This is a genomic window from Bacillus cereus (assembly GCF_025917685.1).
Lineage (GTDB): Bacteria > Bacillota > Bacilli > Bacillales > Bacillaceae_G > Bacillus_A > Bacillus_A cereus_AT.
The window spans coordinates 634367-656155 of record NZ_CP089518.1 but is presented as its reverse complement, the minus strand read 5'-3'; the positions used below and the strand labels follow the sequence as shown (position 1 = coordinate 656155).

Sequence of the window (21789 nt, the reverse complement as noted above, 5' to 3'; positions counted from 1 at the left end):
TATTAAGAGATTCAGATTCTATTTTAAGGTAATTAAGGATTAATAAGGAAAAACCCTTACGTATTATTGTAAGAGTTAACGTATTTCTAATCTTCTAGATAAAATTGATAAACCGTAATTTACAACGAAATACATACAAGCTGCTAGTATAAATGTTGGAATCATATAATTTACGTTCTGTCCGCTAATAATTTGAGCATTATGCATAAGCTCTGGCAATGATATAACAACCGCTAATGACGTATCCTTTAACAATGAAATAAATTGACTAACAAGCGGAGGAACCATTCTTCTAAGTGCTTGCGGTAAAATAATGTGCCAAAGCGTCTGGACATATGTTAATCCTGAAGAGCGCGCCGCTTCAATTTGTCCTCTTTCGATAGATAATAAGCCACTTCTAACAATTTCAGATATCATCGCTGCTTCAAATATCGTTAAAGCAACAATTGCGGCTGTTATAATTTCTAACTTCAAACCTGCCTCTGGAAGTGCAAAATACGTGAAAAATATAATTAAAAGAAGTGGTAAATTCCGAATAACTTCAACGATAAAGCCTAGTATTTGTGAGATGACGGGTATTTTTGCATAGCGCAACGTTCCTATTACACTACCGATAATAAAACTAAGTACAATCGCTACAAGAGCGACTTCTAGCGTGATAAGCAATCCTTTTAATAAAAAGAGTATATGATCTCCTGTAATAGCACCTTGAAAATCCATCTACACCCCCTCCTTTGCCAAGCGTCTTTCTAAATAACGCACTAGCATACTTAGCGGAATTGTTAATATTAAATAAAACATCCCGACAAATATATATACATCAAACGTAACGAATGTCTTCGTTGAAATTAAGTCTCCTTGATACATTAAATCCGTTCCAGCAATAATTCCGAGTATTGAAGAGTTTTTTACTAAATTGAGAAATTGATTTCCTAGAGGAGGAATGACGATTTTCATCGCTTGAGGTAAGACGACATAATACATCGCTTGCGTATAAGTTAATCCTGAAGAACGTGCTGCTTCCATTTGACCTTTCGCGACTGATAAAATACCAGCACGAATTACTTCCGCAATAAAAGCCGCTGTATAAACTGTAAGCGCAACTGTCCCTGCTACAAAACCGTTGAAAGTAATTCCTATTACAGGCAAAGCAAAATAGAAAATGAATGCAATTAATACGAGTGGAATATTTCTAACAAACTCTACATAGGCAGAGCCAATCCAATTCAAAATACGAATAGGTGAAATTCGCATCACTGCCATAACAATTCCTAAAACAAAACTTCCTATTAGCGCAACTACACTAGACATCACCGTATATTTAAATCCTTCTAAATACATATCAATATTATTCGTCAAAATAGAAAAATCAGGCACATATTCTCCCCTCTTTCTTTACAAGAAGAGGATGAGTACTCTCATCCTCTCACTCTTACTATTTATCACGAGAAATAAAGTTTCACTTTACTTCTCTTGTTTTTGACCGATCCATTTTTCATATAATTTGTCGTACTCTCCACTCGCCTTCATATCTTTTAGTAAGTTATTAATCTCTTTCGTTAAATCGTCTGCGCCTTTTTGTACTGCAATTCCATACGGTTCATCCGTGAAAATTTTGCCTACAACTTCATAATTAGAATCTTGTTTTGCCATTCCGTAAAGAATCGCATTATCTGTCGTTAAAACATCGCCTTTACCTGCTTTTAACGCTGTAAATGCTTCACTGTAATTTTCAAATTCTAATACTGTTGCTTCTGGTGATTTTTGACGAATGTTATTTGTAGACGTTGAGCCTTTTACAGCCAATACTTTAATGCCTTGTTTTACATCATCAATACTTTTAATATTGCTTCCTTTTTTCACAAGTAACGATTGCCCCGCTTTAAAATATACATCTGAAAAATCCACTTCTTTTTTACGCTCTTCCGTAATTGTCATTGTCGCAATAATGGCATCAATATCACCATTTTTCAGCATTGGAATACGTGTTTTAGATGTTACTTCTTTCAGCTCTAATTTCTTTTCATCACCAAGAATTTTTTTCGCAAGCGCCTTCGCGATATCAATATCAAATCCTTCTACCTGCCCTGTTGAAGGGTTTTTCAATCCAAATAAATTCGTATCATTCTTCACCCCAACTACTAACTTTCCGCGCTTCTTAATTTGTTCAACAGCTCCGCCTTGCTTCGTATTCGTTTCTTTCGCCTCGTCTTTTTTACCTCCGCATCCAGCAACAATAAGCACGAATAAACATGAGAATACGATTAGGGTAAACAACTTTTTCATCTTAAGCATGAAATTCCTCCTTTAATGATTTAATACCCGGCTTAAAAATAGACGTGCTCTTTCTTGTTCAGGATTTGCAAAAAATTGTGCTGGTGTTGTATCTTCGATAATTTGACCGTCATCCATAAATAAAATTCTATCTGCTACCTCACGTGCAAATCCCATCTCATGTGTGACGACGACCATCGTCATTCCTTCTTTAGCCAGCGCTTTCATAACATCAAGCACTTCTCCGATCATCTCTGGATCAAGAGCGGACGTAGGCTCATCAAATAGCATAATTTCCGGTTGCATCGCGAGCCCTCTAGCAATAGCTACCCTTTGCTGTTGACCTCCGGATAATTGATGGGGATATACACCCGCCTTCTCCGGGATTCCCACTTTCCCTAAATAAAACATCGCTGTTTTCTCTGCTTCTTCTTTTGAAATTTTATTTACTTTAATTGGTGCTAGTGTAATATTCTGCAGAACTGTTTTATGTGGGTATAAGTAAAAATGCTGGAAGACCATACCAATATTTCGGCGTAATTCATTCATATCTGTTTTTTTATTGTGTACGTCTGTATTTTGTACAATTAATTCTCCATCGGTAATCGCCTCTAACTGATTTATACAACGAAGCAATGTACTTTTTCCTGATCCTGAAGGACCAACAACTACTACCACTTCACCTTTTTTCACTTGCACATTAATATTTTTCAAAACTTGGAAGTTACCATAATATTTATTTACATTACGAAACTCTATCAACATACTCCCCCCTTCCCCTAAACAAAGCATGTACATTCTTTTTATATTCAAAAATAGGCAAAAAAATAACTTTCAGCTTCATTTTGTCCATAAAAAAGAGCAAAGGGATTTCCCTTTGCTCCTTCATTTCTATTCTCTTAAGATACTTCTTCTTTCTTGTCTTTCCCGTATTCATGCTCCCAGAAATCAGCATTTTTAATTCCTAATTTTTGCGGATCGAATACTGGATCTTTTCCTTCTTTTTTCTGCTTTTCATAATCCTTTAATGCAATCAATGCCGGCTTTTGTAATAATAGAATCGCAATAATGTTAACCCATGCCATAATTCCTACACCAATATCTCCTAAAGCCCACGCTGTTGCTGCTGTTTTTACGCAACCGTAGAATACAACTCCTAAGAATACAAACTTTAGTACGATAGACATCCAAGGGCGGTCTTTATCACGATTTAAGTAAGCGATATTCGTTTCTGCAATGTAGTAATAAGCCATAATTGTTGTAAACGCAAAGAATAGTAAAGAGATTGCTACGAAACCGTTTCCAAATCCAGGGAAAACAGATTCTACTGCTGCCTGTGTATAACCAGGACCCGGCTGTGCACCGTTTAATTTATTGACGATAAAGTTTTTTCCGCTTGCATCAAATACGTTATACATGCCTGTAATAATCATCATAAATGCTGTTGCTGAACAAACAAATAATGTATCAATGTAAACGGAAAATGCTTGTACTAACCCTTGTTTAGCTGGATGCGATACTTCAGCTGCTGCTGCTGCATGCGGTCCAGTTCCTTGCCCTGCTTCATTTGAATAAATACCACGTTTTACACCCCAAGAAATTGCTAAACCGATAATCCCACCAAAAGCTGCTTCTAATGCAAATGCACTTTTTATAATTAACATAAATGCTTCCGGTAATTTTTCGATATTCATAGCAACAATTATACAAGCTACTAAAATATAACCAAGCGCCATAAACGGTACTACAACTTGCGCTACGTTAACAATTCGCTTAACTCCACCAAAAATAATAAGTGCTAATGCCGCTACTAATACCGCTCCGGATACAGAAGTATTAATACCAAAAGCTGTTTCTAGACTTACAGCAATACTATTCGCTTGAACACCTGGAAGCAGCATTCCTGTTGCAAGAATTGTTGCTGCAACGAATACTAAAGCATACCATTTAACGCCTAGTCCTTTTTCAATGTAATAAGCAGGTCCACCGCGAAACTGCCCTTGATGTTTCGTCTTATATATTTGTGCTAATGTAGATTCTACATAAGCCGATCCTGCTCCTAAAAAGGCTACTGCCCACATCCAAAATACAGCTCCTGGTCCACCGAATGCAACCGCTGTGGCTACCCCAGCTATATTCCCTGTTCCAACGCGTCCTGATAAAGAAAGTGCTAACGCCTGGAATGAAGAAACACCAGCATCTGATTTTTCTCCTTGAAATGTCAGCTTCACCATTTCTCCTACGTGTCTTACTTGTAAAAACCTCGTTCGAATGGAAAAATATAAACCTACTCCTAAACATAAATAGACAAGTGCTGGACTCCAAACAATATTATTTATCCAACTTACGATAGCTTCCAACTTTCCCCCTCCTTCTTTGTAAAGAATATTCAGAATATATATAAAATTATAAGTGTATACCGAATCTATAACAATATTATTTTAATAAAGTAAACATATTTTTGTATAAAAAAACAAAGTATACATTTATTTTGTATACTTTGTTTCGATGTGAATGTATTATATATTCACAATTGCTTCCCTCTTTATAATTCTTTCATAGAGTTGTTCTGCTAATTGTCGGAAATGATCTGGCATATCTTTCCCTTTAAACTTCTTTTGAAGCGTACCGTATAAACCAATATCACGTAGACGTAAAAACAACGGTAACGCTTCATACCACCTATCCGCTAACCTGTGCTCATATTCATAACCCTTTCTTAGCACCTGCAACTGTTTACGAGCAAATTTTGTCTTCTCTTCTGCAGTCCACGGTGTAAATAGAACAGAGTAATAGAGAACCATTGCTAAATCATGTATAAAGTAATTATAAGCTGCATCATCAAAATCAAAGATTGTTAGCTCTTTGCCATCATAATGAAAATTCCCTGGATGAATATCGCCATGCATAAGGCCGAATGTTTCTCTTTTAACCGGAAGAGCCTTTATTTCCTCCATTAATACAGTGGCAATCCCTTTCACCTTCTCATCTTCTAATTCATTAACAATGCTACTTTCGTCCTCTTCCCACGTATCACGGTAGTCTGTTTTAGGGTAATTCATTGTAAGACGATGCAGTTGTCCAATCGCTTTTCCCCACGCTTCAAAGTAAGCATCTCCCCAATAAGGCGATTCTTCTCCTTTTACTTGCTCACCTTTTGCATATGTAAATAAGGAAGCAAAAAAGAAAGTGCCATCTTCCGCTCCGATTTCTTCTACAAGATTTTGAGATATTGAATTACGAGGTCCCGCCACTTTCGCCCCATGCTCCGCAACATACCGTAAAAAATCTAGTTCCGCCTCTACCTCTTTTTTAGACCGATGAGAAGAATGAGTTAAGCGTAATACGCAATCTTCATTATTTTTATCCTTCGCCTTAAAAATATAATTCTCAAAATCACCAAGTGGCTTTTCTTCCACCGTTACATGATATGCCTTTGCTGCTCTTGCTAAAATCTCTTTTGTAAAAACTCGTTCTACAGCTATTTCCATATGTATCCCTCCTATATCTCTTCTTAATTCGACATAAATGTGAGAAGTACTGCTATGAAGTTAAATAGTGCATGGGCAATCATAGCCGATAAAATAGAATTTGTTTTCTCATATAACCACGCAAATGCTACTCCGCTTAAAAAATTCACCGGTAATGTGTTATATGTTGGAATATGAACAACGGTAAATATTATGGAACTTATAAGTACGCCGCCCCATATGCCATATCTCTCACGAAAAAACGTATAAAAAGCACCTCGATATAAAATCTCTTCGTAGATTGGAGATATAACCGCCGCTCCAATTACCGCGATACAAAATGCGTAGATTGATTTATTATTTTGGACCGTCTCTGTTTTACTATTTTCAAAGAAAATACCCATTTTCTCCATTATCATTAATACAGCAGCACTAACTATAATTAAGAAAATAACCACTACAACTGTCCACAATAAATCTTTCCATGAAAGCTTCCGAATTCCAATATCTTTCCACGACAATTTATATCTTTTTATGCAAAAAAGATATACTACAAAGGTAAATATCACTGCCATCATAAGTCCCATTAATACTCCAGCATATAATGAGTTCCCTATTATTTTTAAAGCATAATCATAAAAAAGAGATTCAACCATTATTGGTACAATCAGAAATACAAAAACAAATAAATATAAAATTTCTTTCCATCCCCACATATATTTTAAAGTCATCTACACCATCCTCTACATCCTATTTTCTTTAGTATAAAAGATGATGTAACGTAACTTTCAAGCTAATTTTTCAAATAATCCAAGCATAAATTTCTTATAAAAAACAAAAATTAACAGAAGGAATTTTATTCTAAAAGAGGTGGAATTTATGACACAACACGAAGAACAGCAAGAAAGCAAGAACCAAAAGCATATGTTTCCATCACTTCCGGAAAACGTTAATTATATTGAAAATAAACTTTGCCACTCGGATGATATAAAAAAATTAGATATCCCTTTTCAAAACGGAAAAGGAACAATCTTATATATTGAATCTTTAGCAGACCCAAATTTAATTCACCAATTGGCTCTTGAGCCTTTATTAACGCGGACGGATTTGGCTTTAGATAAAGCTTTTTCTACATTAAATATGAAAAAAGAAACGAATTTAAATTATGGGGTGCAGCTTTTATTACAAGGAAAATCATTATATTTTCATGAACACGTCGATAGCTTTTGTATTTTCGAAACAGCTCTATCTTTAAAAAGAGATATAACAGAGCCGGATAATGAAGGCATTGTACGTGGACCACATACCGGTTTTGTAGAAGATTTAGCAACCAATTTAGCTTCTATTCGTAAACTCATAAAAAGTCCAAATGTCGTCGTTAAATATTTCACACTTGGTGAAGAAATGCACACGAAAGTGGCAATTACTTATATTCAAAATATAGCTAATGACGATCTCGTTGCAGAAGTAAAAAGAAGATTAGAAATGATTAAGACAGACGCACTCATGCCACCAGGCTACATACAGGAATTTATAGAAGATACATCTTTCTCACCATTCCCGCAGCAATTAAATACAGAGCGCCCAGATAGAGTGGCTGCCAATTTAATGGAGGGGCGAGTTGCTATTTTATCTGACGGAGATCCAACAGCTCTTATCGTTCCTGTTACATTATTCGCTTTTTATCAATCACCTGATGACTATAATAATCGCTGGATTGTCGGTTCTTTCGTGCGAATGATTCGCTTAGTAAGTTTTTTAATTGCCTTTCTCTTACCAGCTATATATATCGCAACTGTCGCTTTTCATCCTGATGTGTTGCCACTCGAACTCGTTTATACAATTAAAGCTTCATTAGAAAAAGTGCCACTTCCTCCTATTTTTGAAGCTCTCTTAATGGAATTGATCTTCGAATTATTGCGCGAAGCTGGTATTCGTCTGCCGAGCCGCGTTGGACAAACAATCGGTATTGTAGGCGGTTTAGTAATTGGGGATGCAATTGTAAAAGCTGGACTCGTTTCTTACACAATGATTATCGTTGTAGCTTTAACTGCAATTGCATCTTTTCTTGTTCCATCAAACGATATGAGCTCAGCAGTTCGGATCCTTCGTTTTCCGTTAATGATCCTTGCTGCTATATTCGGGTACGTAGGAATATCATTCGGTCTAATTATAACTTTCGTTCATTTATGCCAGCTACATTCATTTCATACACCATATCTTTCTCCTCTTGCACCAATGCGGATAAAAGATATGAAAGATTCTTTTGTAAGACTACCAATTTGGTCGTTTTGGGAACGACCACATGATCCAAAACCTAAAACAATGCAACGACAACATGTAACGAGAGAGGATGAGAACGGTGACAAACACGCAAAGTAAAATTTCACTAGTTCAATTTACCTTTTTCGTTATTCAATGCCAAATCGGTGTTGGTATACTTTCTCTACCAAACCGTCTTCACCCAATAGCGAAAGGTGGTGGATGGATTGCTGTTCTCATCGCTGGTTTTGCAATTCAACTTATTATTTTACTTATGTGGCTTCTCTTAAAACGATTTCCTGATGCAGATATGTATGAAAGTGTTTGTATGCTATTTGGTAATAAACTTGGAAAACTATTAGGTTTTGCTTATGTTTTTTATTTTACCCTTATCGGTATGACGGTTATGTTAAATGCTTGTAATGTCATTAAAGTATGGATATTACAAGCAACTCCTTGGTATGCCATTCTCATACTATTTACAATTGCTTGTTGTTATGTAGCTTATAATACGTTTAAAGTTATCGTACGGTTTTACGTCATGGCTTCTATCCTCATTTTACCAATGGCTTTTTTAATTGCCCTTGGGCTCTCGCGAGCTGATTTTTCTTATATTTTCCCCATTACAGAGGCTGGATGGTGGAATATTATTCAAGCATCCAAAGAAACAATTACAGCCATGTATGGTTTTGAAATTATTCTTATCGCTTTCCCAAAAGTAAACGGGAGTTCTGTGGCAAAACTGAAGGCAATTTCTATAGCTAATGGATTTGTAACTCTTTTTTATGCCTTTACAGTTTGGATTTGCTTTATCGTATTTAGTCCAAAACAAGTTGAGCTTATTCCAGAGCCAGTTGCTTACTTACTACGCTCCTTGCATATCGGGATTATAGACCGGACTGATTTACTATTCATACCAATATGGATGATAACAGTTGTGGCTTCTATTGCTAGTTATTATTGTGCTGCTTCAATCGGAATTGGACATATATTCAATCTTGCTAATCATAAAAAAGCTGTTCCAATCGTTGGTATTATTGCTTTTAGTGTAGCCTTATTTATAGTTACACCTGAAGAATTAAAAGTAATTGCAACTTTCACTGATAAGTTCACCTATATTTTCATAGTTGTCCTCCCTCTTTTATTTCTACTTTATTCAGTAATAAGAAATAAGAAAGGAGAGCAGTATGTTCAAAAAAAGAATTAAATTACTTTTTGTATTATGTGCTAGTTCATTCCTTTCTGCCTGTTGGGATCAAGAACCATTAAGAGAGGCAAGATTAGCTTATAGTATTGGATATGATATTACAGAAGAAAATAAACTTCAGCAAACGATTGAGCTCGTAAAAAGTTCAAGTGGCGAACAGTCTTCATTCGAGAATGAAGTACATTCAGCAACCGGACATAACATAAGAGATACAAGCGATGCACTGAAAAAAAATGTAACTGGGAATATCCGTTACTTTAAATACGGTGTTCAATTATTAGGAACAAAAATCCAACAAAAAGGTATACTACCCTATTTAGATGTCAGCTTTCGAGACCCAACAAACCCAACTGCTTTAGTGAAGCTTATTTCAGTAGATGGTGACACATCCGAGATACTCGAAAAGAAGAAAGTAGGGAATTTACTGATTGGAGATTTTCTAAAGAAAAAAGTGAAAAGCTTAGAAGATATGAGTGTGTTTCCAAAAGAAACTTTAGAAACAGCTGCTACAAAAATGTTAGATCCGGGTAAAGATTTCACTCTCCCTTCAATAAAAATAAAAGGAAAAGAAGTTATTACAGACGGGTTAGCTTTATTTAATAAAGACAAATTAACTGGACATTTACCCCTGAAACAAGCTGTTTTATTCGTGTTATTAACCGGAAAAATGGGAACAAGTGCCCGTATAACCCAAAAACTTACTAGTGATGAATCAGAGAAGACATCTGATTATTTAACAATGGAAGTGAGCAATCAGAAATTAAAACGAGACTTAAAAATAACAACAGATAAAAAAGGAAATGTTTATGCTCACATTAAGCTTCAACTAAAAATTATAGCGCTTGAAGCTCCAAGGGATAATCTTTATAAAATGGGTGAAAGAGAAAAGCTAAATAGAGAATTATCGAAACAACTTACGAAAGAAGCTAAACAAATAACGAAAAAGCTACAAAAAGCAAATTGTGATGCTTTCGGTATCGGAAGACATCTTATCGCTTATCATCCTGATTTATGGAAGAAAAAAAATTGGAATAAAGATTATGCAAAAGTGAAGTTTAAACCTGAAGTAAAAGTGGATATTTTGTATAGTGGTGTCTTAAAATAAAAAGGTTGTATGCCGCGCGGGCATACAACCTTTTATTTCGTATATCGATATACAATTGATTCATATGGTCTTAAATTAAGATTTGTAATATCCTTGCTTGAATCTTTATAATTTGACAATAATACTTCTTGTTTCATTCCATCTAATTGAACATTACCTGGTACAGAATATGTTATTTCTTCTCCATAGAAGTTATTTATAACAAGTAGTACTTCATTCTTTACAGTACGAGTATATGCCCAAGTCTTAGAATGATTTTCATCTAAAATAGCATATTCCCCTTCTGTAATTACATCATAAGTTTTTCTAAGTTCAATTAACTTTTTATAATGATAAAATACAGATTCTTTATCTTCTAACGCTTTTTCTACATTAATCTCTGTATAACTATCAGCAACGGAAATCCAAGGTGTACTCGTTGTAAAACCGCTGTTCACCTCTCCATTCCACTGCATCGGAGTACGGGAATTGTCACGAGATTTTTGTTTTAAAATCCCTATAATCTCTTCTTTTGATAATCCTTCTTCTAGCTTTATATCATATATATTTAACGATTCCACATCACGATATTGCTCGATGGACTCAAATTTAGGATTCGCCATACCGATTTCTTCCCCTTGATAAATGTAAGGCGTTCCTTGCAGCATATGCATAGCTGTCGCTAACATTTTCGCAGATTCATTTCGGTACTTCCCATCATCACCGAAGCGTGACACGATGCGAGGCTGGTCATGGTTACACCAGAATAATGCATTCCATCCCCTGCCCTTTTGCATTTCAATTTGCCAGTTAGACATAATTTCTTTTAATTTCATAAAATCAAAATCAGCTTTCGTCCACTTATCACCATTCGGATAATCTACTTTCAAATGATGGAAACTAAACGTCATACTGAGTTCATTGCGCTCAGGGTTTGAGTATTTAATACAATTATCAATTGTCGTCGATGACATTTCTCCAACTGTAATTACCTCTTTCCCTTCAAATACATTTCGATTCATCTCTTGTAAATATTCATGAACACGCGGACCATCCGTATAATATTTACGTCCATCACTTGTCGCAGTACTTCCGTCATCGCTTAAGAAACGTTGGTCTTTTGAAATTAAGTTAATAACATCAAGGCGGAATCCAGTTACCCCTTTATCAAGCCAAAAGCGCATCATATCATACACTTCTTCACGAAGCTTTTCATTTTCCCAATTTAAATCTGCTTGTGTCTCATCAAATAGATGCAAAAAATATTGCTCTGTCTTCTCATCATATTTCCAAGCAGATCCACCAAACTTAGACTGCCAATTATTTTTTTCATCACGCCAAATGTAATAATTGCGATATGGACTATTTTTATCTTCTTTCGCTTCTTTAAACCACTTATGCTCCGTCGAACTATGGTTTACAACGATATCAAGCATAATTTCAATGTCACGTTCTTTCGCTTTTTCTAGAAGCTCTTCAAACTCTTCCATCGTTCCGTAAGATGGATCAATGCTATAATAATCACTTACATCGTACCCATTATCATTTTGTGGTGATTGGTATATCGGTGTTAACCAAATATAATCCACTCCGAGTTCTTTTAAATAATCTAGTTTCTCTGTAACCCCTTTTATATCACCGGTTTCTTTATTGTAATAACTATTAAAGCTCTTCGGATAAATTTGATAGACTACACTTTTATGCCAATCCTTCATGTTTAACTTCCTCCTACTTCTATTTAACTCTTTTCGCAAATAACCATGTTAACGTAAACGGGATTACAACTGCGATAATCATTCCTACAATAAACATTGGAATCGATTTCGGAATGATAGAAATAAATGCTGGCAATCCGCCAATTCCGATAGCAGGTGCTAATACACCATTTAATGTAATGAATATCGATGCCACAGCAGATCCTATAATTGCTGCATAAAACGGGAACTTATTTCGTAAATTCACACCAAACATCGCTGGCTCTGTAATACCGAAGTACGCGGAAATTGCTGATGTCGATGCCATACTTTTATCATTTTGATTTTTAGAAATCCAGAACATTGCAAGTGCCGCACTACCTTGCGCAATGTTAGAAAGAGCAATCATCGGCCAAATAAATGTACCGCCATGTTGTGCAATTAATTGTAAATCAATAGCAATAAACATATGGTGCATACCTGTAATTACAAGCGGTGCATATAATGCTCCAAATAATACTGCTCCAACTACTGGTACTGTTTCATATACGCCCACTAATCCAGCTGTTAATAAATCTCCAATATGACGTGTAACTGGACCAATAATTCCTAATGCTAACACACCTGTTACAACGATTGTTGTAATTGGTACAACTAATAATTGAATTGCATTTGGTACATGTTTCTTTAGGAAAATCTCTACTTTACTCAATACAAACGCTGCTACTAACACCGGCAGGATTTGACCTTGATATCCTACCTTTTCAATTTGGAACAATCCTAAAATATTGAAGTACTCAATCTTTTGACCTTCTAAACCAGTCGCTGCTTTTCCATAATCCCAGGCGTTTAATAAGGCCGGATGCACAAGCATTAAGCCCATAACAATACCTAGTATTGGACTACCACCAAAACGCTTCGTTGCTGACCAACCGACAAGTGCTGGTAAGAATACGAATGCTGTATTGGCCATCATATTAATTAAATCCCAAAGCCCGCCTAAATTCGGATAAACATCTAATAAATTTTTACCATCAAAAAATAAGTCCTTTGCCCCTAATAAATTGTTAATCCCCATTAGTAAACCAGCTGTTACGATCGCTGGTAATATCGGCATAAATACATCTGAAAATACTTTTACAAACTTTTGAGCCGGATTCAACTTTTGATTTCCAGAATCTTTCACGTCAGCTACTGTCGATTCCTCCATACCTGCAAGCGTTATCAATTCAGCGTATACTCGATCGACATCACCTGGACCAATTACAACTTGAAATACCCCAGCATTATGAAACGCTCCCTTTACTAATGAAACAGACTGCAATTTATCATTATCTATTTTACTTTCATCTTTTAAAGCGATACGGAGCCTCGTTACACAGTGCGCAGCTTGTTCAATATTGTCTTTCCCACCAATATACTGCAACACTTCCTCTGCTGTTTTACGATAGTCTTTCCCCATATTCCCGTCCCTCTTTTCTGTTTTTGATACCGTTTACACTTACATATTAACTCGTATATATAAGTTAGTCAACACTCGTATATACGAGTTGATGATTTTTTTATAAAAAAAAGATGAAACGTTATTTCGTTTCACCTCTTTACTTTCTTCGCGCCACATCCGAAAAGTGAAAAATATCTAAGCGGTGACGTGATTCCGTATATTCGAATTGACTCCCATCGTATAAATGAGTAAAGTTTTTCACAACGACAACATAATCTGTGCCATTTAAATCTAAATACTTTCGGTCATCATCTGTACACGGCTGCACTTCAATTACCCTCTGCGAATAACTAATATGTAGCCCTAATTCTTTCTCAATGTATTTATAAATTGATGCCGTTGCAATTTCTCTCGTTAACCCTGGAATAAACTCAGATACAAAATGATTTATATCTAAAATTACTTTTTCTCCATCAATATTTCGCACACGTTTAATATGATCTATTTCTGTTTTTTCTTTCACGTTTAATAATTTGGCAACCTCTTTTGTCGCTTCTTCTTTCTCCATTTCCACGACTTCTGTAATACAATGACGTCCTAGACGCTCATTTTCTTCTTGAAAACTTACAATGCCACCGAAGTTAAACTCAATATTTTTTCGCTTTAATACAAAAACACCTTTTCCATGAATTTTTTGTACATATCCACGCTCTTGCAATAAATCTACCGCTTTTCTTACAGTTCCTCGGCTTGCTTCATACTGCCTCATTAATTCAGTTTCTGATGGGATTTTGCATCCCTCTTTTAATTGTTTATTATCAATAGACTTACTGATTTCTGTATAAATTTGTTCATACTTACTCATCATCTACAATAGCCCCTTGTCACCTTCTAATTCTATATGTATTATACCACGCTACACTCTTCTGCCAATCTCTCACTTATTTTCCAGTTCAAGAAAAATATAGATAAATATTTAACCAAGGATACGTATTTTTATAAAAAAATTTATATTTTTCTTTTCATTCAAAAAAACATGTAGTATACTAACTTCAAAATCAGAGGAGAAAGGGAGCAAAGAACTATGCTTACTTATACAACAATTGTAGTTACATTTGCACAAAAACATCATCATCATACTTAACCCTTGAAACCTAGCGGAAAAATTACGCGTAGGTACAAGGGTTATTCCCGTTGTACCTACGCTTTGGCAAAGAGCCATGTAGGTATTTTTTATCTACATGGCTCTTTTTTTATTGCCAAAAAGCTAGTAAAAAATGATGTTTAAGCAAATCTTACTACAAAGGAGTTAACAAAAATGGAAACGAAAAAATGGGGATTATGGGTTTTAACAGCTTTTGTTATCGGGAATATGGTTGGCGGTGGCGTATTTATGCTCCCAGCAAATTTAGCACACGTATCAGGTCCAATGGGTTCTACACTTGCATGGAGTATTACAGGACTTGGCGTATTTATGATTGCACTCGTATTTGGAAATTTAGCAATTCGAAAACCAGAATTAAAAGCCGGACCACAAAGTTATGCCCAAGCAATGTTTACATCCAAAAAGGCAGGTAAAGTTGCAGGTTATAGTATGGCTTGGGGATATTGGGCTGCTAACTGGGCTGCTACAGCATCTGTAATTATTTCCTTTGCAGGATATTTATCAACCTTCTTTCCTATTTTACAAAGTAAGCAAATTCTCTTTTCAATAAATGGATTTTCACTAGAACTTGGAAAAGGGTTAACTTTCCTCGTATGTAGCCTTATGTTATGGGGTATTCAATATATTCTATCTCAAAATATTGATCGCGCTGGTAATATGAATCTTCTTGCTACCATTGCAAAAATCATCGGATTTACAATGTTTATTGTAATCACATTATTCATTTTCAATGCCTCTAATTTCGGAGACGGTCAAACATTTATGAATGAATCTGGACAAGCCATTTCATTAGGTGGACAAATAAATTCAGCGGCTATTGCAACACTTTGGGCGTTTATCGGTATTGAGTCAGCAGTTATGCTTTCTAATCGTGCAAAATCTCAGCGTGATGTTAAAAAAGCAACGATTTTCGGATTAATTATTGCTCTTCTTATTTACATGGCAATTACTCTACTAACAATGGGCGCTCTTCCGCAAGATGTTTTAAAAGAGTCTCAAAAGCCATTAGTAGATGCATTAAATTTAGCAATTGGTAGTAAAGGTGCTTATATAATGGCCTTACTTGCACTCGTATCTTTATTCGGCTCTACTGTAGGCTGGATCGTTGTTAGCTCAGAAGTACCTTACCAAGCAGCAAAAAATGGGCTTTTCCCTAAGTTCTTCGGAAAAACAAATAAAAAAGGCAGTCCTTCAAAATCATTATTTATTACAAATGTAATGACACAAATTTTCTTATTTTCAACGATTTCTGGTACGGTTTCAGAAGCATATAATTTCGCTATTGTTGTAGCGACATTAGCATATTTAATCCCCTACCTTGTTTCTACCTTGTATCAATTAAAATTAGTTATTACGGGCGAAACGTATGACATAATGCCTGGATCTCGCATAAAAGATGGTATCATTACTGCACTAGCATTTTTATATTCCATTTGGGTTATTAAAACAGGAACTGCTGATTTAAAAACTTTCTTCTTAGGAATTGGGTTGTTTGTATTAGGCCTTATTCTTTATCCAATTTTAATGAAAGATTCACAAAAAAAATAATAAAAAAGAGAAGCATTCCGCTTCTCTTTTTTTATTAAAAATCAGTTAATAACTTTTCTTTTAGTTCACCTACATCTAGCGGTTTTGCATAATAAAAACCTTGCACAAAATCACAACCCATTGATTGTAATAAACCTTCTTGTTCTACCGTTTCTACCCCTTCAGCAACCACTAATAAATTTAAACTATGGGCAATCTCAATAACCGATTTTACAATCGTTCGCTCAGGTTGTGCGTGATCATAATGAAACTCACGAATAAAATTACGATCAATTTTCACAATATCAAGTGGGAGTTTTTTTAAATAATATAATGAGGAATACCCTGTTCCGAAATCGTCTAAAGCGATTAAAATCCCCATACTTCTTAATTCTTGTAATGTAGCAATAATATAATCAAAATGACGTACAGCTATACTTTCTGTTATTTCTAATATTAAACGATTTGGTGAAAATCCTGTGCGCTTCAATATACTACGAACAGATAAAATAAATCGCTTTTGCATCAATTGTTGCATTGATAAATTAACAGATAACTTCAGTCCCTCTTGATACTCTGGTAAAGTTTTAAACAGTCGACATGACTTTTCTAGTACCCAGTCTCCTAGTTTTATAATAAGTCCACACTCTTCAGCTACAGGTATAAATTCACTTGGTGAAATAGGTCCTTCTTCTGTATTACAACGTACTAAAGCTTCAATACCAGTACATTTCTTTGTTTTCAAATCAATAATAGGCTGTAATGCCACTTTTAATTCTTCGTCACGAATTGCTTTTTGCAAAGCAAATTCTATTTTCATTCTACGGTTTATTTTCGCACGTAATTCATCTGTAAAGAAGCACACCGCATTTCTTCCTTGCTCTTTTGCACTGTACATGGCTAAATCCGAATTTTTCAATAACGTTTCAACGTCTTTTCCATCTTGCGGATAGGAACAAAGTCCTAGACTAGCTGAAATATATACTTCATGACCTTCAAGCATAAATGGCGCTTGAAAGCATGACAATACCGATGTCGCTAACTGCCCCATCTCATCATGTGTATGAGTTTTTGTTAACAACACAAATTCGTCGCCACCCAGCCTAGCCAGAACATCTTTCTCTCCTAGCACATAATGCAACCGTGAAGCAACTTCGCTTAAAAGTAAATCTCCTATCATATGACCTAACGTATCATTCACTAATTTAAAACGATCTAAATCAAAGTAAATCATGCCAAACTCTATTTTCTCTGCAATCATCTTATTTACAGTCGTAATTAACTGTAAACGGTTTGGTAAACTTGTTAACGCATCGTGATAAGCAAGTTCCCTATAACGACTTTCGCTTAATCGTAATCTTTGTTCTGCTTCTTTCCTACTACTTATATCATTTCGAATTGCAATAAATTGATAGGGTTCACCCTTTTCATTTAGAAATGGAACAATTGTTGTTTTAACCCAATAATACGTACCATCTTTTGCTTGATTTCGAATTTCCCCCGTCCAAACTTTCCCACTCAAAATACGCTTCCATAAAATTTGAAAAAATGCTTTCGGATGATATCCAGAATTTAAAATACGGTGATCTTTTCCTATTAACTCTTCTCTTTTATATTTTGAGATTTTACAAAATTTATCATTCACATATGTAATACGACCATTTCGGTCTGTAATAGCAACAATTGAAGACTCATCTAATGCTAATTTTAAATCTCGCAATGAAGAGTCATATAATGCATGACCTCTTTGTTCTAGCATGCGCATCTCTCCTTGCTTCCTATCTGACTAAAACACAACTCGTTTCTCTTCATAGAAATAGAGATATTTCATTTTCTAACAATATGCCTTTACATAAATCACAAATTCTTTCTAAATAGGCCGATTAAAATAACATAATATTATTTATAAAAAAAGCAATATGGTGCCATTTTAATGATAGTAGAAGCTTCTCATCTCTCTGTTTATCTAAACTTATTATACCGTATTCTCTTACATTCTTTTAATTTTTAAAGTGACAATTTCATCAATATTAGCCTCTACTCCCTATTAATGTGGCCTCACACCTAATCTCTTTTATTTTATGAGATGTTAAGATGTAAATCTAACTGCCGATACATAATGAAATAGAGATTAAAATATAAAATGCAACTATTCACGAATAATAATATAAAGTGAAACTTTAATCAGTGGGGGGTTCATCATCCACTGATTATTAGTCTTCACCAATCAGGCGTTTACGGGAAGCTGGGCTTCCACCTAACTTCTTTGTTCCAGCTGAATTTTGAGGTGGGAGTTTTATTGCCCACAAATAGCGGGATAAAATCAAAATTTGCATTTAATATACTGAATTACAATAACAAAATATTAACATATTTTCACCTTAATTTTGGAAGAATTTTATAAATATAGTATTAAACTAAAAAAGAGGATATCCTCTTTTTTAATTTAATACTGATATGGTATTTGCTGATAACCCGGGTATGGCATTGGATATGGTGCTGGATATGTTACTGGGTACGGTGCTGGATAGTAGCCTCCACCTGCTGCACCCGTTAATGCGCCAGCTGTAAGCCCACCTAACATGCCTCCAGCAAAACTTCCTGGGAAAAATCCTCCGCCCCACGAGCCGCCACCCCATCCACCACCGTGATGATGATGATGATAATCATAATGATTGTGTCCACCATGGTGATTATGCCCGCCATTATGATGGTGTCCTCCATGATTATGACGATAATACAATCCGTTATTTTCTATATAATTCATTATTCCCCTCTCCTTTCCATTTTCTCACCTTAATAAGAATCCGCGTAATATGGATAACCATATCCTGGGCTTCATAATGCACCTGCTACAAATCCAGGAAAGAAACCTCATTCCCTTTCCTATATAAGGGACAAGATTTTTGTCCCTCCTACACTGATCATTAACCAGCAAATAGCGGGATAAAAACGTAACAATATACTGTATGTAGGACAAATGCGGAAAGCATGGGGAAAATGTCTATATTTTGTAAAAAAAACAAAACGCTTTATAATAAGAATGTCGGATTACACCTTTTATATAAGAAGTCTATATTTAAGAAAGATTAGAGGAATTTTATAGAAATGAAGAAGCCTATCATTCAATTATTATTAATATTTACAATTGTATCTATCGTTCTTTTCCTTTTAAATACATCGGTTATTTCGCTATATACATTTGTGGGTGTCCTATGGTCTATTACAATCGTAGGAATTTCATTCGTTATTTTTATCGAAAATAGATCCCCGCAAAGCACCCTAGCGTGGTTTTTAGTATTAGCACTTCTTCCTGTTGTCGGTGTGCTTTTATACTCTATTTTTGGGCGTAGCCGTTGGAGAAGAAAAAAACATCTCCACCGCTCAGAAGAACAAAGAAAATTATTCCGTGAAATATTAGAAGGAAGACGACTAGAATTGTCACTCACAGTTCCTTTACATGAACGTTCCGTACATTTAACAGAAGTCGTACAAAAGTTTGGAGGCGGTCCTGCCGCAGATAGAACGACCACAAAGCTTTTAACAAACGGAGATCAAACATTTTCAGAAATTCTGCAAGCTATTGAGCATGCAAAACACCATATACATATTCAATACTATATTTATAAATCTGATGAAATTGGTACAAAAGTTCGGGATGCTTTAATAAAGAAGGCAAAAGACGGTGTTATTGTACGCTTCCTTTATGATGGACTCGGAAGTAACACGTTAAGAAGACGCTTTTTACAGCCTATGAAAGAAGCTGGAATTGAAATTATAGAATTTGACCCTATTTTTTCAGCTTGGTTACTTGAAACGGTCAATTATCGTAACCATCGAAAAATCGTTATTGTAGATGGAGAAATTGGTTTTACCGGGGGACTCAACGTCGGTGATGAGTATCTTGGCCGCTCAAAAAAATTCCCCGTTTGGCGAGACAGTCATTTAAAAATAGAAGGAAAAGCATTATATAAATTACAAGCAATCTTTCTAGAAGATTGGCTCTATGCGTCTAGTGGATTGAATACTTATTCTTGGGATCAATTTATGAATAGACAATACTTCCCAGGAAAAGAAATTCTGGATGCAGCAGGTGCGGTGCAAATTGTAGCAAGTGGACCAAGCTCAGATGATAAAAGTATTCGTAATACATTACTAGCTGTTATGGGATCTGCTAAAAAATCTATTTGGATCGCTACACCATACTTTATTCCAGATCAAGAAACTTTAACATTATTACGCTTAAGTGCAATTTCCGGCATAGATGTACGCATTTTATATCCAGGTAAAAGTGATAGTATTATTAGTGATCAAGCATCTCAATCCTATTTCACTCCACTTTTAAAAGCTGGTGCTTCCATTTACAGTTATAAAGATGGTTTTATGCATGCGAAAATTGTACTCGTTGATGATAAAATAGCGACAATTGGAACAGCAAATATGGATGTACGTAGCTTTGAATTAAATTATGAAATTATTAGTGTACTTTATGAATCCGAAACCGTTCATGATATTAAACATGATTTTGAAGAAGACTTTAAGCATTCCACTGAAATTAAATGGAACTCGTTCCAAAAAAGAAGTATCAAAAAACGAATATTAGAGTCTTTCATGCGACTCATTTCTCCTTTACTATAAGCAATCAATATAATATTGATTGCTTTTTCTTTTACATTTTCTCTCTTTCCTTTTCTTTGCATACCATATTAAAACAAGTTATCATAAGATGTATTACTTTATGAAAATAATGTTAGGTGGGAAATACATGTTAGAACAATTTCATATACATGCTGATTTAAAACAGCAACTTTCTACAATTCACGAAAAAAATAAACAAGAAGCTGGCGAAAATGCACATTTAATTGGAAAGAAAATATATAAAGCATCTGATAACAGCATTATTGAAGATGCCATTACAGCACTTTTACTTGGTAAAAACATTCTACTAAAAGGACCAACTGGTAGTGGTAAAACGGTACTGGCGGAAACTCTTTCTTCTTTATTCCAAAAACCAATGCATAGCATTAACTGTTCTGTCGATTTAGATGTGGAAGGTATTTTAGGATACAACACATTACAAACGAAAGACGGAGCATCTGAAGTTACGTTCGTTAACGGTCCTCTTATGAAAGCAATGAAGAACGGTCATTTCCTATATATTGATGAAATCAATATGGCAAAACCTGAAACGTTACCACTTCTTCACGGTGCACTAGATTACCGTAAAATGATTACAAACCCATTTACACAAGAAGTTGTATACGGTGATGACGAATATCGCGTAATTGCTGCGATTAACGAAGGTTATGTTGGGACAAGTGAACTAAACGAAGCATTAAAAAACCGTTTCGTTATTATTGAAGTTCCTTACATTCAGGGTGATACATTAAAAGAACTATTACTATCTGAATCAAAATTAAATGATATTGCAACAATTGAAAAGTTCGTTGCATTCGCAAGCGATCTTATGCCTTTAGCTCGTGACGGGCGCGTAAGTGAAGAAGCGGCTAGTATTCGTGGCATTATCGATGCATGTGATTTAGGTGTATATATTCCTGTTATGCGTGCAATTGAACGTAGTATTATCGCAAAATTAAACGATGAAACAGAACAAATGACTGTCCGTGAATTAGCAGAAAGTTATTTCTTTGAGGGATAATTC

The 21789-nt window shown here is 35.2% G+C and carries 17 protein-coding genes and 1 pseudogene; 6 read left to right on the top strand and 12 right to left on the bottom strand.

The genetic code is table 11. The features are described 5' to 3' along the window. Positions 1-75: 75 nt before the first annotated feature. The 7 genes and pseudogenes from LUS72_RS03280 to LUS72_RS03250 all read right to left on the bottom strand — a co-directional run bounded on the left by LUS72_RS03280 (position 76) and on the right by LUS72_RS03250 (position 6475). A complete protein-coding gene (locus LUS72_RS03280) occupies positions 76-720 on the bottom strand; it encodes an amino acid ABC transporter permease (protein WP_078180786.1) in 645 nt (214 codons plus the stop codon). Then, on the bottom strand, positions 721-1377 hold the full coding sequence (locus LUS72_RS03275; protein WP_097832856.1) for an amino acid ABC transporter permease: 657 nt from the start codon (positions 1375-1377) through the stop codon (positions 721-723). Between the two features lie 87 nt (positions 1378-1464). Beyond that, positions 1465-2295 (bottom strand): glutamine ABC transporter substrate-binding protein GlnH, encoded by an 831-nt coding sequence (gene glnH / locus LUS72_RS03270; protein ID WP_097832855.1) that lies wholly within the window; start codon positions 2293-2295, stop codon positions 1465-1467. 12 nt (positions 2296-2307) lie between these two features. Continuing rightward, positions 2308-3229 (bottom strand): annotated as a pseudogene (locus LUS72_RS03265) (amino acid ABC transporter ATP-binding protein). Next, positions 3174-4634 carry an alanine/glycine:cation symporter family protein gene (locus LUS72_RS03260; RefSeq protein WP_097832853.1) on the bottom strand — a complete coding sequence of 487 codons (1461 nt, stop codon included), beginning with the start codon at positions 4632-4634 and terminating at the stop codon, positions 3174-3176. Before LUS72_RS03260 ends, LUS72_RS03265 begins: the two are co-directional and overlap by 56 nt. 159 nt (positions 4635-4793) lie before the next feature. Further along, positions 4794-5765, bottom strand: coding sequence for a phosphotransferase enzyme family protein (locus LUS72_RS03255; protein WP_264448599.1), 972 nt, complete (start codon positions 5763-5765; stop codon positions 4794-4796). A 23-nt stretch (positions 5766-5788) separates the two neighbouring features. Beyond that, on the bottom strand, positions 5789-6475 hold the full coding sequence (locus tag LUS72_RS03250) for a CPBP family intramembrane glutamic endopeptidase (RefSeq protein ID WP_097832851.1): 687 nt from the start codon (positions 6473-6475) through the stop codon (positions 5789-5791). Between the two features lie 148 nt (positions 6476-6623). Between LUS72_RS03250 and gerKA the strand changes: the two genes are divergently transcribed. From gerKA to LUS72_RS03235, 3 genes are read left to right on the top strand one after another with little or no spacing between them, the layout of a single operon-like run. Next, a complete protein-coding gene (gene gerKA / locus LUS72_RS03245; RefSeq protein ID WP_097832850.1) occupies positions 6624-8126 on the top strand; it encodes a spore germination protein GerKA in 1503 nt (500 codons plus the stop codon). Then, the gene (locus LUS72_RS03240) at positions 8107-9213 is read left to right on the top strand and encodes a GerAB/ArcD/ProY family transporter (protein ID WP_097832849.1); all 1107 of its coding nucleotides are present in this window, start codon (positions 8107-8109) and stop codon (positions 9211-9213) included. The genes gerKA and LUS72_RS03240 overlap by 20 nt, the downstream gene beginning before the upstream one ends. Next, positions 9194-10318 (top strand): Ger(x)C family spore germination protein, encoded by a 1125-nt coding sequence (locus LUS72_RS03235; protein ID WP_097832848.1) that lies wholly within the window; start codon positions 9194-9196, stop codon positions 10316-10318. Before LUS72_RS03240 ends, LUS72_RS03235 begins: the two co-directional genes overlap by 20 nt. Before the next feature lie 32 nt (positions 10319-10350). Here the strand turns inward: LUS72_RS03235 and treC are convergent, their stop codons facing one another. From treC to treR, 3 genes are all read right to left on the bottom strand, one after another. Then, the gene (gene treC / locus LUS72_RS03230; protein WP_097832847.1) at positions 10351-12012 is read right to left on the bottom strand and encodes an alpha,alpha-phosphotrehalase; all 1662 of its coding nucleotides are present in this window, start codon (positions 12010-12012) and stop codon (positions 10351-10353) included. Positions 12013-12031: 19 nt separating this feature from the next. Beyond that, the gene (treP, locus tag LUS72_RS03225) at positions 12032-13453 is read right to left on the bottom strand and encodes a PTS system trehalose-specific EIIBC component (protein WP_097832846.1); all 1422 of its coding nucleotides are present in this window, start codon (positions 13451-13453) and stop codon (positions 12032-12034) included. Positions 13454-13592: 139 nt separating this feature from the next. Continuing rightward, the gene (gene treR / locus LUS72_RS03220; protein ID WP_097832845.1) at positions 13593-14303 is read right to left on the bottom strand and encodes a trehalose operon repressor; all 711 of its coding nucleotides are present in this window, start codon (positions 14301-14303) and stop codon (positions 13593-13595) included. A 450-nt stretch (positions 14304-14753) separates the two neighbouring features. On the opposite strand from treR, the gene LUS72_RS03215 reads away from it, so the two are divergent. Further along, the gene (locus LUS72_RS03215; protein ID WP_097832844.1) at positions 14754-16148 is read left to right on the top strand and encodes an amino acid permease; all 1395 of its coding nucleotides are present in this window, start codon (positions 14754-14756) and stop codon (positions 16146-16148) included. A gap of 34 nt (positions 16149-16182) precedes the next feature. Here the strand turns inward: LUS72_RS03215 and LUS72_RS03210 are convergent, their stop codons facing one another. Both LUS72_RS03210 and LUS72_RS03205 read right to left on the bottom strand, forming a co-directional pair. Beyond that, positions 16183-17886 carry a putative bifunctional diguanylate cyclase/phosphodiesterase gene (locus LUS72_RS03210; protein ID WP_097832843.1) on the bottom strand — a complete coding sequence of 568 codons (1704 nt, stop codon included), beginning with the start codon at positions 17884-17886 and terminating at the stop codon, positions 16183-16185. 687 nt (positions 17887-18573) lie between these two features. Further along, positions 18574-18894 carry a cobalt transporter gene (locus tag LUS72_RS03205; protein WP_097832842.1) on the bottom strand — a complete coding sequence of 107 codons (321 nt, stop codon included), beginning with the start codon at positions 18892-18894 and terminating at the stop codon, positions 18574-18576. A gap of 341 nt (positions 18895-19235) precedes the next feature. Between LUS72_RS03205 and LUS72_RS03200 the strand changes: the two genes are divergently transcribed. Further along, positions 19236-20765, top strand: a complete 1530-nt coding sequence (locus LUS72_RS03200) for a cardiolipin synthase (protein WP_097832841.1) — start codon at positions 19236-19238, stop codon at positions 20763-20765. A 127-nt stretch (positions 20766-20892) separates the two neighbouring features. Beyond that, entirely contained in the window at positions 20893-21786 is an 894-nt protein-coding gene (locus LUS72_RS03195; protein WP_071743789.1) for an ATP-binding protein, read from the top strand. Positions 21787-21789 lie beyond the last annotated feature (3 nt).